We start from the raw sequence: 17581 nt of genomic DNA, 5'->3' as shown, positions 1-17581 counted from the left end.
TGGCCTCCATTGTTTCAGGAGACGAACGTCGCGCTGGCCCAGGGATCGCGCGACCGCATTCCCCTCCCACCAAACTCCCCACGGCCGTTCGTCGCGAACCCGCAGCCATTGTGGAGATATCGGGGGCAATTATGCGGGCGGTTTTGGGGGCGGGGAGAAGGGGAATAAATCGGGGCGGCCCGTGCCGCCGCTAGGCTTGCGGATCGAACGGCGCCGTATGTCCGCGCAGCCAAGCGTCAATCACATCCTTGCGGAACGTTCCGGCCTCGATGTTGGAATAGATGAAGTGCTCCAACTCATCGTTGCTCGCAGAAATATCGAGTCCATTCATCTGCAGAAAGAGTTCGACACAGGCATAGGCCACGCGCTTGTTTCCATCGACAAAGCCATGGTTCATCGCCAGGCTCTCCCAGAGCGCGGCGGCTTCTTCGACGAGATCTGTGTAATAGCCTGTCTGGGGCCGAAGCAATGCGGATTCCACGAGACCCGCATCACGCACGCCCTCGGCTCCGCCGAACGCCTTGATCAGCAAGTCGTGGATGCGCAATGTTTCATCGAGCGTGAGATAGACTGGCATGATCTATTTAGCCAAGGCCTCATAGAGCGACCGCCGCCGGGCAATGCTTCGCGCCATCAGGGTCTCAACCAATGGACGCACTTTGGGCTGCGGTTCACGGTTGACCAATGTATCATACTGCTCCGGCGACATCACGACAGCTACGTCACGGCCATTCTTCTGGATCCGCACGGGCTCGGCCTGGGCCATCTCCAGCATTTGGCCGAACTTGTTCTTGGCATCAGTCGCGGTGATTTCAGACATGGCGCTCTCCCGTGTTGTCGAGTAGCTAAAATAGCTATTTTGTTCGTCAGCTACAATAGCTAAATTAGCTCATACGTCTGCCTCCGCTGTGGCATATTTCCAAAGCCGCACTGCCGCGCTAAGCTGCACAGTGGATAGCCCTTCCCAACCTGCCGCCGGGTTTAATGGGCCCTACCAATGCTGCGCGACCCCGTTCATGGTCGATGCGTAATCGGCGGACATCGACGATGGAACGATGGATCGCGCCATGCCCCTTCATATCTCGCGCCGGCATCTGGCTGTGCTAAAGACGACGTTGCGCAATATCTCGCCTGCCATTGGCTCGTCCCATGCCAATGAGGCATTGGCGTTTGCTTTTGGCTACAAGACCCACGCCAGCTTATTGGTAGCACTTGGTAATTCTGATGATGCCCATCTCGAGGTCGAATTCCATTCGGACCGTTTGCTGGAACGGCTTGAGCAACTGGATTACGGCTTTTCGCCATACACACTCCAGCAGATTTCGATGCTGATGCACGAAGCTTGGAAAGGCGAAGCCATGGTCCGATTTCGAGATGCCGCGGCCCACCCGGCCAATGACAATGACAGCAACAGCCACTGAGGCGGGCGGGTGGCCATAAAAAAAGGCCCGCATTGCTGCGGGCCTCAGACTGCTTGGAGGCAGTAACTTATTCGGCGGCTTCGGGGCGGCTGACGACGGTGACGCCGTTGCTTTCCTTTTCCACCAGCCCGGCATCCGAGCTGACGATGTAGCGCTTGGTGCCATCGGCATCGGCGGGAATTTCCACGGCCATGCCGTCGAACCCAGCGGGGACCGCAGCCGCGGCGCGGCGGCGGAACGGGCTGCTGATCCAGTTGCCGAGGCGGTCGGTGTGATGCACGGCCCATTTGACTTGGCGCCACATCACGGTGGGAGCGGTGATCATCACCGGCACCATGATCAGGGTCAGGGCGGTGGAGACGAACAGGCCCGAGACCAAAGCTGCCGACAGGTGGATGAACCACGAACCCGCAATGCCACCCACCACCACTTCGCGGCGGATGAAGTCGAACTCGACGTTGAACGCCATCGGGATGACGCCCAATGCGGTCACGGTTGCGGTCAGCAGCACCGGCCGCACGCGCTGGGCGGCGGTGATGAGCATCGCCTTGACCGGCTCGACCTTTTCGTCGCGGTTGTAGTGATTGTAGGTATCGATCAGCACGATGCCGTTCTTCACCACGATACCCGCCAAAGCCACGATGCCCAGACCGGTCATGATCGCCGAAAAGCTCATGCCGGTAATGGTCATGCCCAGCAGCACGCCTGCCAGCGACATGATCACCGTCGAGAGGGTGACCAGCACCTGCCAGAAGCTGTTGTACTCCAGCAGCAGGATCAGGAAGATCAGGAACATCGCCGCCCCGAACGCCGAAACGATGAAGGCATTGGTGTCATCCACCTGCTCGGCCGCACCGCCATAAACGATCTTGACCGCGGCGGGGAACTCCTGCGTTGCCTGCCATTCCTTGAGCTGGGCGACCTTGACGTCCGACGTCACCGCTTCGCCGGCGGCATTGGTCGGGTTCAGGTTGGCCATCACGTTCATCGCATAGACGCCATTGCGCCGCTCGATATTGGCAACCTTCGGCACGGCCGTCCGCTTGATGAAGTTGCTGACCGGCACCAGGCCCTGGGCCGTGACGATCCGCATCGAATCCAGCGCGTCGAAGGTGCGCTCGGCTTCGGGCAGGCGGACACGGATATCGAGTTCGTCGCTGCCGTCATCGGGACGGTAGCTCCCGAGCTTTACGCCCGAAGTGACGAGCTGGACGTAAGGCGACAGTTCGCGCACGCCGATGCCGTATTTGGCGGCTTCGACGCGGTCGATCGTCACTTCCCAGTCGATGCCGGGGGAGGGGCGGCCGTCTTCGATGTCGATGGTATCGCCCAGGTCGTTCTGAATATAATCGCGGATCTTGGCGACGGCGGGAGCCAGGTCTTCATAGACCGTGCTCTCGACGCGCAGGTTGATCGCCTTGCCGGCCGGAGGACCGTTTTCCTGCGCCGCGATCTGCACCTGCAGGCCCGAAATGTCGGCGACACGGGTGCGGATCTCCTGGAAGATCTGCTCGGCCTTGACGCGTTCGTTATAGGGCTGCAACTGCAGGTTGAACGAACCGACGGTGTCGGCGGGCGAAGCGCTGCCCAGACCGCCGCCGCTCTGGCCACCCGCGAAGGTCATGATGACGTCCTGGATGCCCTGCACCTGCAGCAGTTCATTTTCGACTTCGACCATGAAGTTCCGGATCTCGATCGGCGAGTAATTGCCGCGCGCGATCACGTTCACCGTGCCGTATTCAGGCTCGGACGCCGGGAACGCCTCGGTGCCGGTCGGGTTGGAGATGTAGCTGTAGAACATCAGGCCGACGAGGCTGAAGCCCACCAGCAAGGTCATCACCGGATGCTTGAGCAGGTGCTCCAGCGTGCGGACATAGCCGCCGGTCACGCCCTTGACCTTCTTGGGATCGAACTTGTCCGCGTACATGACGATGTCCGCGGCTTCCTTGTGGTGCTGGTCGACCTTGGTGGAAGCGATGATCGCGCCGATGATCGGCATGAAGATCAGGGCCGAAACCAGGGAGGCGCACATCACCACGATGACGATGATCGGCAGGTAGCTCATGAACTTGCCGATAATGCCCGGCCAGAACAGCAGCGGCACGAAGGCGCCCAGCGTGGTGAAGGTGGCCGAAACCACCGGCACGAACATTTTCCGCGCGGCCATGATGAAGGCCTCCCGCTTGGGGACGCCCTCCATCAGCTTTCGCTCGGCGTATTCCACCACCACAATCGGGTCGTCGACGAGCACCCCCACGGCGAGCACCAGCCCGAACATGATCATCATGTTGATGGTCATGCCCAGCATCTGTACCACGAGGAAGGCAATCATGAACGAGATCGGGATCGACATGCCGATCATGATGGCCGGGCGCAGGCCCAGGGTGGCGACGCAGGTGATCAGCACCAGCGCAACGGCGGTCAAAACGGCCGCTTCGAGCGAGCGGAACAGGCCCTTGGTCGAGTCAGCCTGGTCGACCAGGAAGCTGGTCTGGATGCTGGTCGGCCAATCATTGGTGAATTCGGAGGTGACGCGGCGCACTTCGTCGGACACCGTAATGACGTTGGTGCCCAGCTTCTTGGCCACGCCCAGGGTGATGGCCGGCTGGCCGTTCACATGGGCGTATTGCGTCGCATCTTCGAAGGTGCGGGTGATGGTCGCCACGTCGCCAAAGGTGACGACAGTGTCGCCGCTGGTCTTGAGCGGCAGCGAATAAATGTCCGCGGCATTATTGATCAGGCCGGGAACCTCGACGTTGAACGAGCCCTGGCCGGTATCCAGCGTACCGCCGGGCACCACCATGTTGTTCTTGGCCAGAGCATCGAGCAGTTGCGCGGCCGTCAGGTCATAGGCTTCGAGCTTGTTCAGGTCGATGGTGACGGCCAGCATTTCATCGCGCGAACCCGAAATGGTCACGCTCTGCACGTCGGGCAGGGCCTCAAGCTCGTCCTGCAGGTCCTTGGCGCGCGTCACGAGCTGGCGCTCGGGCGCCGAGCCATAGACGGCAACCGAGATGACCGGCATGTCGGTGAACGAGATTTCGTTGACGGTGGGCACGGTGGCGTCGTCGGGCAGGTCGCCCACGATGCCGTCCATGGCGGCCCGGATATCAGTCAGCGCCTTGTCCTTGTCGGCATTGACGTTGAATTCCAGGAACACCGAAGCATGGCCGGTCGTCGAGGTGGTGGAGTAGTTCTCCAGCCCGTCGATATCCTTGACGCGATCTTCGATCGGCTTGGCCAGCAGGCGCTCCGCGTCGCGCGGCGACACGCCGGTCTGGCTGACCGAAACGTAGAAATACGGGATATCGATCGCCGGGAAGCTTTCCTTCGGCAATGACACATAGGCGGCCACGCCTGCCCCGAGCAGCAGGACCATGACGGTCAAGACCACTCGCGGCATGCGCAGGATTCGTTCGAGGAAGTTCATCATGATGCTGTACCCTCAGCAGCGGCGACGTTGGTGGCAGTGACGGCCTGGCCGTCATTCACGAATTCCTGGCCGACCGTGATGATGTCGACCTTGGGGGGCAGGCCCAGCACCCACACACCCTGGCGGGTGTCGCTGGCGATCTGCACGGGATAGAACTTGGCCTTGCTGTCCTCGACGGCCCGCACGCCCAATTCGCCATCATCGTTCAGCGTCAGCACCGACTGTGGGACCAGATGGGCCGGCGCGGAGCCGAGATTGACGGTGGCGGTTGCCGTAAGGCCGTCGCGCAGGGCGCCGTCCTTGTTGGGGATCTCGATTTCGATCGGGAACGAACGGGTTGCCGGATCGGCGGTCTCGGAGATGAAGCTCACCTTGCCGTCGACGGTCTGGCCGGTCACCGTGGTGATCGAGGCGTCGAGGCCGGTCTTGGCCAGGCTAATGCGGCTTTCCGGAACCTGGGCGATGAACACCATCGGGTCGAGCTGGACGATGCTGGCGCAGGGCGAGCCCATGGCGAGCATCGAGCCGGCAGTCGCCAGCGGGTCCTGCACCACGCCCGCAACCTTGGCGACGATTTCGGTGCGATCGAATTCGGCCTTGGCATTGTCCACCGCGGCCTGGGCCGAGGTGACGGAGGCCTTGGCGGAGGTCAGGGCGACTTCCAGCGGACGGCTGGTATTGGCAGCCGCCAGGCCCTTGTTGCGCAGGTCGGCATTGGTGTCGAAATCAAGCTGCGCCTGCACGAGGCCCGCATTGGCCTGGGCAAGGCCCGCATCGGCCTGGTTCACCGCAGCCTGGCGTGTGCCCTGGTCGAGCGTGCACAGCAGATCGCCAACGGCAACCTTCTGGCCCTTGGTGACGGCGACCGTATCGATGATGCCGGCGGTTTCAGCAACGGCGCTGACCGAGGACTTGGCCTGGGTGCGGCCGCGCAGCGGCACCATGATCGGCATGGCCTGGGCCATGTAGGTGACGGTACGAACCGACTGCGCCGGCACGGCGGCGCCGGTCTCTTCTTCATTGCGCTGGGCAATGGTCAGATGGGGATCGATATGGGTGGTGCCCTCCTCACTAGGAGGGGGCGCCAGCACGCCGGCATCGGCCAATTGGTTGTGGATCGGGCCGTCCGGCTCGCCTTCGAACACCGAAATGATCGGCTGTTCGCCCTTGCCGGGCCCGTTGCCGCCAATGACCAAGGTGCCGGTGCCGAGCCAAAGGCCCGCGACAACCAGGAACACAAAAGCCAAGCCGTAAGATAAAAGTGCACGCATACCCAATTCGCCCCTTATTCAGCCGCGTCTTTTTTAGCCGGTTCGGCTCGCGCTAATGTGATCAAGTCAGTCATGTGGTTGCGCATATGACGTTCCGCAACCTCCATAATCGACAATCCGTAGTTGATTACCCACCTGTCCGATGCGCTGACGGTGTCTTCACCCAGTGCGTCGTTCAGTTTTTTCTTCGCATCGAGGGTCCGTTGCAGTTGTTCGTGCAAGCGATCTTCGACCAGTCCTGCCGGCAACAGATGCGCAAAACGCGCAAACAGCAGGAAGGGACTGCGGAACACTTCTTCGCCCAAAGGCTCGAACAGAGCCTGCGTAAACGCCGTGCGGCCGGCCTCGGTGATCGAATAGATTTTTTTGGACGGCTTGCCGTCCTGCTGCTCGACATGGCTGCTGACCAGGCCATCGTCTTCGAGCTTGGCTAGCGCCGGATAGATCGAGCCGAAACTGGCCTCGACGAAATACGAGCACTCGCCCTCGACACACAGCCGCCGGATTTCGTATCCAGTAGCATCGCCCCCGTAGAGGATGGACAGGCAAACCGTTCTGACGTTCATACAGCAGCACTCCGCCAGACATATGCCGGGCCGTTATATGCTCGTTCTGTATATGTTGGTCGCCCATCGCGCAAGCGTGTGAGCCATGCGTCTAAAGGACATCAGTTAAGCGAGTCTTGCAGTAATGCTGGTGTTTAGCCCACCAGCGCCTGCATTTCCTGCGCCGCGCGCGCCGCCAGATCGTGGTTCGACGCCGCCACGAAATAGGGGTTGAGGAAGCGCGTCATCGACTTGCCATAGGCCAGCCGCTTCCCGTCGAGCGTCAGAACGGCGCCGCCCGCCGCTTCCAGAACGGCCTGCCCGGCCGCGGTGTCCCATTCGCAGGTTGGAGTAAACCGCGGATAAAGTTGGGCATCGCCTCGTGCCAGCAGGCAAAATTTGAGTGACGAGCCGACCGAAACGTCGCTGCCGATCTGCATTGTGTCGCACAGCGCCGCGAGCGCCGCATGACCATGCGAGCGACTGGCCACAATACGCAGCGGATCGGCGGAACGCGTCGAAATCGCGCGCTTTTCCTGGGCTATGCCGGTCAGCGTGTTGCATTCGTAGGCGCCATGCCGGTCACCCACAAATGCCGCACCGGTGGTCGGGGCCAGCACCACGCCGAGTACCGGCACCCCGTGCTCGACCAGCGCGATATTGACGGTAAACTCGCCATTGCGCTTGATGAATTCCTTGGTCCCATCGAGCGGATCGACCACGAAGTAGCGGTCGCCCAGGATCGGGATATGCCCCGCGGAGGCGCTTTCCTCGGCCAATACCGGAATGCCGGTGGCGCGCAGATAGTCGAGGATTACGGCCTCGGCAGCAGCGTCGGCCTCGGTGACTGGGGAGCCATCGGCCTTGTCGACTGCGGCAAAGGGTCGCGCATAGACATCGGTGATGACGCGCGCAGCGGCGATCGACGCGGCGAGGCACAGATCGGTGAGATCTGATGTGGTGGCGGCTTGAGCGGGGGCGATCAAAGTGGTCATGGCTCAGCCCCCGATCGTCACATCGAGGCCCAGATCGAGCGGCTTGGCGCCCATGGTAATCTGGCTGGTGGAGATGAAATCGACCCCGGTTTCGGCAATCGAGCGCACCCGGTCGAGCTTGACGTTGCCGGAGGCTTCGAGCCGGGCGCGGCCGGCATTGAGCGCGACGGCGTCGGCCAGCATGGCATTGTCCATATTGTCGAGCAGCACGATGCGGGCGCCAGCGGCCAGCGCTTCGTCCAACTCGGCCAGCGTCGTGACCTCGATTTCGATAGCGACGAGATGGCCCGCAAAGGCGGCGGCCGCCTGATAGGCGGCGGTGACGCTGCCGGCGACGGCGATGTGGTTGTCCTTGATGAGGATGGCGTCATCGAGCGAGTAGCGGTGATTGGAGCCGCCACCGCAGCGCACAGCGTATTTCTGAAAGGCGCGCAGGCCCGGAATGGTTTTCCGCGTGTCGCAGATACGGGCATTGGTGCCTTCAACGGCGTCCGCGTAGGTTCGCGTCAGCGTTGCGATACCACTGAGATGATTGAGGAAATTCAACGCCACGCGCTCGGCCGACATCACCAGCCGGGCAGGGCCGGCCACGGTGGCAACCACGCCGCCGGCAGCGATCCGCGATCCATCGGCAATCTGCGGCGTGAAGGTGACGCCCACGCCCACCAGCCGGAACGCCGCAGCAGCGAGATCGAGGCCTGCAATGGTGCCGGGCTCACGCGCAGACAGCGTCGCGGTAGCGGTCGCGCTTGGGGCAAGCGTCGCCTGACTGGTCAGGTCGCCGGCCAGGCCCAAATCCTCCTCCAGCGCAGCCATGACGGCACGCTCCACCAGAAGGTGGGGAAGTTGGGCAGCAAAACTGGTCGGGCGGGGCATGGCTGTTCTCATTGCAAGCCGCTGATGTACGCGCGGCAAGGTGCGGTTGCAACTGGCCAGGAGGATTGTAGTTGACTTGAAAGGGCACCCTCATCCGTCTCGGCTGCGCCGAGCCACCTCTCCCGACGGTGAGAAGAATAAGAAGCGCCGAGCTATCAGAATTCCTCTCCCCGTCGGGGAGAGGGTGCCCGAGCGAAGCGGAGGGCGGGTGAGGGTGTCTGCCCAGCGCGGCGTCATTGTCTTCCATCAGCGTCATTCCCGCGAAAGCGGGAACCCACTCTTACTGGACGCTCACAGAGAGATGGGTTCCCGCTTTCGCGGGAATGACGCCGTGGTTTTAGGCCCGTTCGAGGTGACTGCCGCGACATCCGCCTACCGCAGCAAACTTTGCCCGCCATCGATCCAGATCGGCGTCCCGGTAATATGCCGCGAGGCGTTCGACGCCAGAAACAGCACCGCGTCCGCAACATCCTGCGCCTTGCCTTTCGCGCCATCCGTCAGCGGAATATCCCCCTCGGGAAACTCCACCGGCACTTCGGTGAGTTCTTTGCCACGCTGCTCGGTATTGTCGGAAATCTCCGACTCGATCGCCCCGGGGCATAGCGCATTGATGCGGATTTTCCGGTCGCCCAGTTCCAGCGCCAATTGCTGCACTAGCGCCAACTGCCCGGCCTTGGTGACCGAATAGGCGCTCGCGCCCGGCGTGGTGAAGGTGCGGGTGCCATTGATCGAGGACACCACGATGATCGAGCCACCGCCCGCACGCGCCAGATGCGGCACGGCATAATGGATAGTCAGGTAGGTACCGCGCAGGTTGACCGCGATAGTCTTGTCCCACTCCTCGGGTTTGAGGCTTTCGATCGGTGCCCAGACGCCATTGATCCCGGCATTGGCAACGACGATATCGAGCCGGCCATAGTGGCTGACCGCGCGGTTGACCAGTTCGGCCATCGCCGCGTCGTCCGAAGTGTCGGCGCTCAGCGCCAGCGACTCGCCACCGGCACTGCGGATTTCGCTGGCGGTCTGGTCGACTTCCGATGCGGTGCGGCTCATCACCACCACATTCGCCCCAGCCATGCCCAAGCTCAGCGCCGCGGCCTTGCCGATGCCCGAACCCGCTCCCGTCACCAGCGCCACTTTGCCTGTCAGATCGGTCATTGTGCTCTCCGTTTCCGACACTCAACGCGTGAGCGCCGGAAACGTGGCAGAGCCAGAACGGACCGGCATTTTCACGGAGTCATTCCCGCGAAGGCGGGAACCTCCGTTTGCCGAGCGTGCCAGAAAACAGAGGTCCCGCCTTTCGCGGGGATGACTCGGAGGGGTGGGAATATGCCCCCATTTTCCGACCCAACCCCATCTGTGCCCAGGAGCTAGTGCTTGCCGTGGTCGGTCTTGATGATCGCGGCAGTGATGCCGCCGATCGAAGGATAGAGCGGGATCAAGCAGGCCTGCAGCGCGTGGTAGATATCGGGCTTGCCGGTGAACAGGCGCGAGGCGGGGGTCAAATCCTCGCGTAGTTCCGACCGCCAGCCGCCGCGCTCGTGATCGATCACATGATTGGCGGCGAAGTCCCACAGATTGCGATACCAGACCTGGTAATATTGATCGCGATCATAGGCGCAGAGGAACGACGCCGCCCCGATCGCCTCGGTGACCGGCCACCACAGCTTTTCGCGCATCAGCGGCTTATCGTCCCAATCGAGATTATAGAAGAACCCACCATACTTTTTGTCCCAGCCCAGGGTGATGGCGTTGCGGAACAGGCCGCGCGCCGCGTCGGTCAGCCAGGACAGGCGCTTATCGCCCAAAATCCAGAGCTGGATCAGCAGCCGCGACCATTCCAGCCAATGGCCAGGGGTGGTGCCGGCAGGGCGGAACATCTCGGAGCCGAGATAGTCCTTGTCCAGCTCCCACTTGTCATTGAAATGCTCGGCGACGCGATGCCCCAGCGGCACCGCGATCTTGCCGATGATGTGGCTGGCGATGCGCTCGGCCTTGGCCAGATAGACCTTGTCGCCGGTCGCCTCGTAGGCCGCCATCAGCGCTTCGGTCATGTGCATGTTGGAATTCTGGCCGCGATAGTCGCTGATCGGCGACCAGTCGCGATTGTATTCCTCCGATACCGCGCCGACCTTTTCGTCCCAGAACCGCTCGTTAATGACCTTGGTCACGTCGGCGATCATCTGGTCGGCCAGCGGATGGCCAGCCAGCTTGGCGCTGGAGGCGGCGAGCAACACGAAGGCATGGCCATAGGCCTGCTTCTTGTCATCGGTGAAGCCCTTGTCGTCGTGGCCCCACACATAGCCGCCATATTTGGCGTCGCGGTGCTTGTCCCACAGGTCGCGCATGCCGTGATCGACGATTTCGTCGGAGCCCGGCCGGCCGATCAGGCTGCCAATGGCGAAGCAATGCACCATGCGAGCGGTGACGTGAATTTGGCGGATATCATTGTCGGTATTGATCGGGTGGCCTTCGTCATCCAGCTCGTGGAAGCCGCCCTTGGGATTGATCGAAGCCTTCTGGAAAAAATCGAACAGCCGATTGGCCTGCCGCGCAAGAAATTGGCGGTGGAACGGGCGGGCGCTCCACGGGCTGGAATTGGTAAGCGGCAGCGGAAATATCTCGTTGGTCATTATGGCTCCCAACCGGCGAAGAGCCGCCGGTTCCTGTTTTGCCTTCGGTTATAGGGGCCACGTCGCAACGTTGCAATTTAGGTTCGCAAGGTGCTCCTTGAGAGCACGATGTTTTCCCCACCCACCGTCCTTCCCGCGGGCTTGACCCGCGGGCCTCTCGCCGCATGTGCCGTGTTGAGAGTGGCCCGCGGGTCAAGCCCGCGGGAAGGGCGGTGGGTGAGGCGGGATGGTGGGTGACTATGAGTGCTTCGCGTAAAGCGCATTCACCCGCTCGACTTCGTCCTTCGAGCCGACCATCACCGGAATGCGCTGGTGGATTGCCGTCGGCGCCACTTCGAGAATACGGCCATGCCCCGTAGTCGCACCACCACCCGCAGCCTCCATGATCAGCGCCATCGGATTGGCCTCATAGAGCAGCCGCAGGCGGCCGCCCTTGTCGGTGGTTTCGCTATCCAGCGGATAAAGAAAAATGCCCCCGCGCATCAGGATGCGGTGGATGTCGGCCACCATCGAGCCGATCCAGCGCATGTTGTAGCGCTTGCCCGCCGGCCCGGTTTCCCCGGCGACGTTCTGCGTCACATAGGCCTTGGTGGCGTCATCCCAGAAGCGTTCGCGGGCGGTGTTGATGGCGTATTCGCTCGAGGCGGCGGGAACGGAAATGCCATCCTTGGTCAGCACGAACTGCTGGTTTTCATCCAGCGTAAAGCAGACGACGGCGGTACCGAAGGTCAGCACCACGCTGGTTGAGGGCCCATAAGCGGCATATCCGGCGGCAAGCTGTTTCGTGCCCGGCTGCAGCAGATCCGGATTCTTTGCATCAACGGCGAGAATGGAAAAAATCGAGCCGACAGTGACGTTTACGTCGAGATTTGAAGAGCCGTCCAGCGGGTCACAGGCGACCGCGAAGCCTCCCTGATTCTCCATGTGAAGGGCTTCATCCAGCTCTTCGGACACGAGAATCGAAATATCGGGATTTCTCCTTAAGTGCTTGATGAATATGTCGTTCGAGATGACATCGAGCTGTTTTTGCGCTTCGCCCTGCACATTGGTGTGGCCAGCGAGCCCGGTTTGCCCGGCAATCGGCGCCAGCCGCAAAATACCGGCCAGTTCCGCACAAGCGGCAGCGATGGTTTCCACCACGCCGGATAGCTTGAGATCCACCCCATCATTGGCGACGGCGGCGGCGAGCCAGTGGGCGAGGGGCTGGGACATGGAGGGTACTCACGGGGCTGATGAACAGCAGTTTGGCGATTGAGGCGGCTGGCGCAAGGGGGACTTTGGGATGGGTGAGATCGCGCGCCCTCACCCTGCTTGCTCCGCTGAACGCGTCACAAGCTGTCCCTCTCCCACGAGGGGAGAGGGGAGACGACTGAGAACTCTCAGCTCTGTCACCTTCTCCCCCGTGGGGGAAGGTGTCCGTAGGGCGGATGGGGGGCTTATGACGCCTGCGCGATATCGGCCAGCAAGCCGGCCGCAACCGATAGCCGCGACACGGTCAGCGTGCCTTGCGTCAATTCGCCGACCGATTGCGCGGAGCGGTCCACACCTGGCGTTTGCGCTTTCCATGCGGCGATGCGCTCGGTGATCGGACCGCTGCCGGCCGCCAGCACGTCGGCGGTCAGGTCGCGTTGGGCACGCAGCAGGTTTGCCAAGGCGCGGTCCAGCGCCATGCGCTCGAAGCGGTCGGACAGCACCAGCGTGCGGCCCTGCTCGATGACCGGCCACAGCGAAAACTGCGCCAGCACCGCGAAGAAGGCTTCGGCCGCATCGGCGACCGGGACGCTGCTGCGCTCGCTGACCAGCGCGATATCGCTGGCGAAGGACAGCACGCCCAATTCGGCGATGTGCTGGGCGATGGCGGCGGGGACCTTTTGCACCACCAGCGCTTGCGCGGTATTGCCCACTGCCGTGGCCAAAGGCGCGGGCAGGGCGGTGGCGAGCAGGGTGCGCAGGCTGGCGACGGCATCGGCATGGCGAGCCACCAAGGCCGCGAGGCCCTTGGTGACGTCGGCATTGCGCAGGAACCATAGCGTCTCCTGCCGCAACAGCGCTTCGACCGCGGCATAGAGCGAGAGTTGGACTTCGCCGCCCACCGCGCCATCGAGGCCATCGATCGCGGTGTTGAGCTCGGTCAGGCCATAGACATCGCGGGTGGCCGCATAGGCCAACGCGATTTCGCCGGCGCTGGCGCTGGAGGCCGAGGTCAGCTCGGTGACGAAGGCCGGGCCGCCGCGGTTGATCATGGCATTGGCCAGCACCGTGGCGATGACTTCGCGGCGCAGGCGGTGGGTTTGCACGGCGTGCGGATAGGTCGTGTGCAGCGTTTCGGGGAAATAGCGGAACAATTCGCCCGCCAGATATTCGTCATCCAGCTCGCCGTCATTGAGCAGGTCGGCGTAAAGCGTCAGCTTGGCGTAGGCCAGCAGCACGGCCAGCTCGGGCCGCGTCAGGGCCTTGCCGGTGGCGGCGCGGGCGTCGAGCGCGGCGTCGCTGGGCAGGAATTCCACGGCCCGGTCGAGCAGGCCGCGCGCTTCCAGCCGAGCCATCAGTTCGCGATGGTCCGGCAGTTCGGCCAGGCCCGCACGCTGCGCCAGCGAGATGGCCAGCGGCTGCAGGTAGTTATTGCGCAGGCAGAGCGCCGCCACTTCCTCGGTCATCGAGGCGAGGAAGGCGTTGCGCTGTTCCTGCGTGAAGGTGCCGTCGGCCAATAGCGGTTGCAGCGCGATCTTGATGTTGACCTCAAGGTCGGAGGAGTTCACCCCGGCCGAATTGTCGATGGCGTCCGAATTGATCCGGCCGCCGGCCAGCGCATATTCGACGCGGGCGAGCTGGGTGGTGCCCAGATTGGCGCCTTCGCCGACCACTTTCGCGCGCAACTGGTTGGCAGTGACACGCACCGCATCATTGGCGCGGTCGCCTACGGCCAGATTGGATTCGCTGCTGGCGCGCACATAGGTGCCGATACCGCCGAACCACAGCAAGTCCACATCGGCCTTGAGGATGGCGGAGATAACTTCGGCTGGCGTGGCATGGGCGCCGCCCAAGCCTAGGATGCGCCGCATCTGCGGGCTGAGCGGAATGGCCTTGAGGCTGCGCGGGAAAATCCCGCCGCCCTCGGAAATCGGCGCCTTGTAATCCTGCCAGCTCGAGCGGGGCAGCTCGAACAGGCGGTGCCGTTCGGCCATGCTCGCGACCGGGTCCGGATTGGGATCGATGAAGATATCGCGGTGATCGAAGGCGGCGAGCAGGCGGATTTCGGGCGAGAGCAGCATGCCATTGCCGAACACGTCGCCGCTCATGTCGCCGACGCCGACCACGGTGAACGGCTCTTTCTGGATATCGCGGTCGATCTCGTGGAAGTGCCGCTTGACGGCCTCCCAGCCGCCGCGTGCGGTAATGCCCATTTCCTTGTGGTCATAGCCGGCCGAGCCGCCCGACGCGAAGGCGTCGCCCAACCAGTAACCGCGCTCGATGGCGATGGCATTGGCCGTGTTGGAAAAGCTCGCCGTGCCCTTGTCGGCGGCGACCACCAGATAGGGGTCGTCGCCGTCGATGCGCACGGTGTCCTTGGGCGGCGCCACGTCATTGCCCACCAGATTGTCGGTGATATCGAGCAGCGCGCCGATGAAAATTTTGTAGCTCGCGACGCCTTCGGCGGCGAAAGCCTCGCGGGCCATGCCGGCGACCAGCCGCTTGGGCACGAAGCCGCCTTTGGCGCCAACCGGCACGATCACGGCGTTCTTGACCTGCTGCGCCTTGACCAGCCCCAGCACCTCGGTGCGGAAATCCTCGGGCCGGTCCGACCAGCGGATACCGCCACGCGCGATGGCGCCGAAGCGCATGTGTATGCCCTCGACACGCGGCGAATAGACGAAGATTTCGCGGAACGGGCGAGGGGCGACCATGCCGTCGACCTTGGCGCTGTCGAACTTGATCGACAGGGCAGGGCGCGCGTTGCCATCGGCATCGTGCTGCCAGATATTCGTGCGCAGCGCGCTTTCCACCAAGTTGAGGAAGCGGCGGATGATGGTGTCTTCGTCGAGCGACGCCATGGCTTCGAGCGCCGTGTCGATATCGGCGCGGGCCGCGTCCGCATCGCCGGTTTGGGCCGGGTTGAGCCGGGCATCGAACAGCCGGATCAGCGCCGCCGCAGCCGCCGACTGCGTCACCAGAACCTGGGCGATATAGCGCTGCGAATAGGAAATGCCGATCTGGCGCAAATAGCGCGACAGCGCGCGCAGCAGGGCGGCGTCGTGCCAGTTCAGGCCGGCCGTCAGCACCAGCGCGTTGAGCCCATCACTCTCGGCGCGACCTTCCCACACAGCCAGCAGGCCGGTTTCCACCGCAGGGCCGAGCGCGGCCATATCGAAGGCCCTGCCATCGGCGCGAGCGAGTACGAGGTCGTGGATATAGCGCTCGGTGCCGTCGCGCGGGTTCAGCGTATAGGTGCGCTCGTCGATGACCCGGAAGCCGAAGGCCTCGAGCATGGGGACACGGTCGCTGAGCGGAATTGCGCTGCCGTGATGATAGAATTTGAGCCCCAGCGCGCCATCGCCGCCGGTGCGGTTGTGCAGCCGGATGGCGATATGCGCGCCGTCGGTCAAAGTCTGCAAAATGGCGATGTCGGCCAGCGCGTCAGCCGCCCCGTGGCGGGACTGGTAAGCCTGTGAAAACGCGTTGCGATAGTCGCTGACTGTGGCTGGGTCTGCGGCTGCGGCCATCAATGTATCGCCGAAGGTAGCCGTCAGTTCCTCGACGCGCGCCTCAAGCTCGGCACGGCTCGGACGCGGCGTCGCGCCGGCGACGCGGCCGATGATGACATGCAGGCGCACCAGGTCGCCCTCAGGAAAATGCGGGTAATAGGCCGAGATGCGCCCATCATATTGCTGCGCGAGGTATTGGGCGATGCGCGAGCGGGCGGCGCTATCGTAGCGGTCGCGCGGCACGAAAACGAGGATGGAGACGAAATTGTCGAAGCGGTCGATACGCGGCAGCACCCGGACTCGCGGGCGATCATAGAGGCCCGCAATCGCCGTGGTGAACTCCAGCAGCTCGTCGGTGGTCACCTGGAACAGCTCGTCGCGCGGATAGCTGTCGAGTGCGCTGAGCAGCGCGCGGCCGTCATGGCCCTGCGGATCGACACCGGATCGGCGCATCACCTCGCCCAGCTTGAGCCGGATGATCGGCACTTCGCTATGCGGTGTCGCCATGGCCTGCGAGGTGAACAGGCCGACAATACGCAATTCGCCGGTGGCCTTGCCGTCCGCGCCATAGAGTTTGACCCCGACATAATCGAGGTGCTGGCGCCGGTGCACGCGGGCGCGGATATTGGCCTTGGTGATCAGCAGCGGCTCGGACGAAGCCATGAAATCGGTATGAGCAGGGGTGGTTTCGACGAATTCGGCGCCGCTGCGCAGCACCTTGAGCGCCGGATCGCCCATTATGCCAAGCCCGGTCTCGCGCAGGGGCACCAATTGCGCGCCTTCCAGGCGATATTGGCGTGCGCCGAGGAAGGTGAAATTGTTTTCCCCCAGCCATTCGAGGAACAGCACCGCCTCGTCGCGGCTCTTGGCCGGCGAGGTGCTCAATTCCTTCGCTGCGGCGCGCACGCGCTCCAGCATCGGCTGCCAATCGGCGACGGCGCGGCCCACATCGGCCATGGTGCCGTCCAGCTCGGCCTGCATGGCGGAGAGGTCCGCCACCGGATCGCTATGGATATGCAGCACGCTCAGCGCGCGGCCATCGTGGTGGATGACCGGATGGGCGAACAGCCGGATCGTGCCACCAGCGGCGCGAACTGCCGCCAGCGCGCTATCGACGATGAATGGCATGTCCGGCGAGATGATATCGATGACCAGCGGTGCCGATGCGGTCTCCGGCGGCGTGAGGATGACGCTGCTGGCGGTGCCGCTATAATTGCCCACATGGGCATAGGTGCGCCGCAGCACGGCTTCGAGCCAATCGGGGGATAGTCCCACCAGATCCTCGGCGGCGCCGGCCAGCGTGGCGGTCTTGAGGAAATGGGCGAAGTCCGCCTCGTCATCGCTCAGCGCCTCGGCGCGGCTCAGCACCGCATCGCGGACGGAATGGATAGTCGCCTGCACCGTGATTCTCCCCTTATCGTTGCGACGAGTTTGGCGCACCGTCGGCCCGATGTCGCCTAGCTTGAAGACGTAGTCACCTCGCGCAATAGCCTGATGACGGCCCGGAATGTGGTTCCCACGCCGCGCGATCTGGGAACCGGCCACGATCCCGCCCGTTGCCATTTTGAAAATGCCCTTCCCGCGGCAATTAGGGCCCTGTTAAGATTTGAAATGAAATTGCGCCGGAATAGCCATATCGGCCATCGCGGCGATCATTTTCTGCCGCTGGAGCCGTTTTTGGCAAAGCATTTTCTGCGGAGGGGG

Annotated in this window: 12 protein-coding genes; 1 reads left to right on the top strand and 11 read right to left on the bottom strand. The window is 63.1% G+C overall.

Features of this window, described 5'->3' with window-relative positions; translation table 11 throughout:
- Positions 1–190 precede the first annotated feature (190 nt).
- Both JWR51_RS13875 and JWR51_RS13870 read right to left on the bottom strand, forming a co-directional pair.
- Entirely contained in the window at positions 191–577 is a 387-nt protein-coding gene (locus JWR51_RS13875) for a type II toxin-antitoxin system death-on-curing family toxin (RefSeq protein ID WP_299748358.1), read from the bottom strand.
- A 3-nt stretch (positions 578–580) separates the two neighbouring features.
- A complete protein-coding gene (locus JWR51_RS13870; protein WP_299748355.1) occupies positions 581–820 on the bottom strand; it encodes a type II toxin-antitoxin system prevent-host-death family antitoxin in 240 nt (79 codons plus the stop codon).
- A gap of 235 nt (positions 821–1055) precedes the next feature.
- Between JWR51_RS13870 and JWR51_RS13865 the strand changes: the two genes are divergently transcribed.
- Positions 1056–1421 carry a hypothetical protein gene (locus tag JWR51_RS13865; protein WP_299748352.1) on the top strand — a complete coding sequence of 122 codons (366 nt, stop codon included), beginning with the start codon at positions 1056–1058 and terminating at the stop codon, positions 1419–1421.
- Positions 1422–1488: 67 nt separating this feature from the next.
- Here JWR51_RS13865 and JWR51_RS13860 read toward each other — a convergent pair whose 3' ends face one another.
- The 9 genes from JWR51_RS13860 to JWR51_RS13820 all read right to left on the bottom strand — a co-directional run bounded on the left by JWR51_RS13860 (position 1489) and on the right by JWR51_RS13820 (position 17278).
- Entirely contained in the window at positions 1489–4854 is a 3366-nt protein-coding gene (locus JWR51_RS13860; protein WP_299748350.1) for an efflux RND transporter permease subunit, read from the bottom strand.
- Entirely contained in the window at positions 4851–6125 is a 1275-nt protein-coding gene (locus tag JWR51_RS13855; RefSeq protein ID WP_299748347.1) for an efflux RND transporter periplasmic adaptor subunit, read from the bottom strand. The genes JWR51_RS13860 and JWR51_RS13855 overlap by 4 nt, the downstream gene beginning before the upstream one ends.
- A 14-nt stretch (positions 6126–6139) precedes the next feature.
- Positions 6140–6691: a PadR family transcriptional regulator gene (locus tag JWR51_RS13850; protein ID WP_299748344.1), complete on the bottom strand. Its 552-nt coding sequence runs from the start codon at positions 6689–6691 to the stop codon at positions 6140–6142.
- 134 nt (positions 6692–6825) lie between these two features.
- Positions 6826–7665, bottom strand: a complete 840-nt coding sequence (cysQ, locus tag JWR51_RS13845) for a 3'(2'),5'-bisphosphate nucleotidase CysQ (RefSeq protein ID WP_299748341.1) — start codon at positions 7663–7665, stop codon at positions 6826–6828.
- Positions 7666–7668: 3 nt separating this feature from the next.
- Positions 7669–8541: a carboxylating nicotinate-nucleotide diphosphorylase gene (nadC, locus tag JWR51_RS13840; RefSeq protein WP_299748338.1), complete on the bottom strand. Its 873-nt coding sequence runs from the start codon at positions 8539–8541 to the stop codon at positions 7669–7671.
- A gap of 372 nt (positions 8542–8913) precedes the next feature.
- On the bottom strand, positions 8914–9699 hold the full coding sequence (locus JWR51_RS13835; protein WP_299748335.1) for an SDR family NAD(P)-dependent oxidoreductase: 786 nt from the start codon (positions 9697–9699) through the stop codon (positions 8914–8916).
- Between the two features lie 212 nt (positions 9700–9911).
- Positions 9912–11174 (bottom strand): AGE family epimerase/isomerase, encoded by a 1263-nt coding sequence (locus tag JWR51_RS13830; protein ID WP_299748334.1) that lies wholly within the window; start codon positions 11172–11174, stop codon positions 9912–9914.
- A gap of 237 nt (positions 11175–11411) precedes the next feature.
- A complete protein-coding gene (locus tag JWR51_RS13825) occupies positions 11412–12386 on the bottom strand; it encodes a class 1 fructose-bisphosphatase (RefSeq protein WP_299748331.1) in 975 nt (324 codons plus the stop codon).
- Between the two features lie 224 nt (positions 12387–12610).
- Positions 12611–17278 (bottom strand): NAD-glutamate dehydrogenase, encoded by a 4668-nt coding sequence (locus JWR51_RS13820; protein WP_299748329.1) that lies wholly within the window; start codon positions 17276–17278, stop codon positions 12611–12613.
- Positions 17279–17581: the final 303 nt, after the last annotated feature.

Origin of the sequence: Devosia sp., assembly GCF_028290625.1 — a bacterium.
In the GTDB taxonomy this organism is placed as follows: Bacteria; Pseudomonadota; Alphaproteobacteria; order Rhizobiales; family Devosiaceae; genus Devosia.
This window is presented reverse-complemented; position numbering and strand designations above follow the sequence as displayed.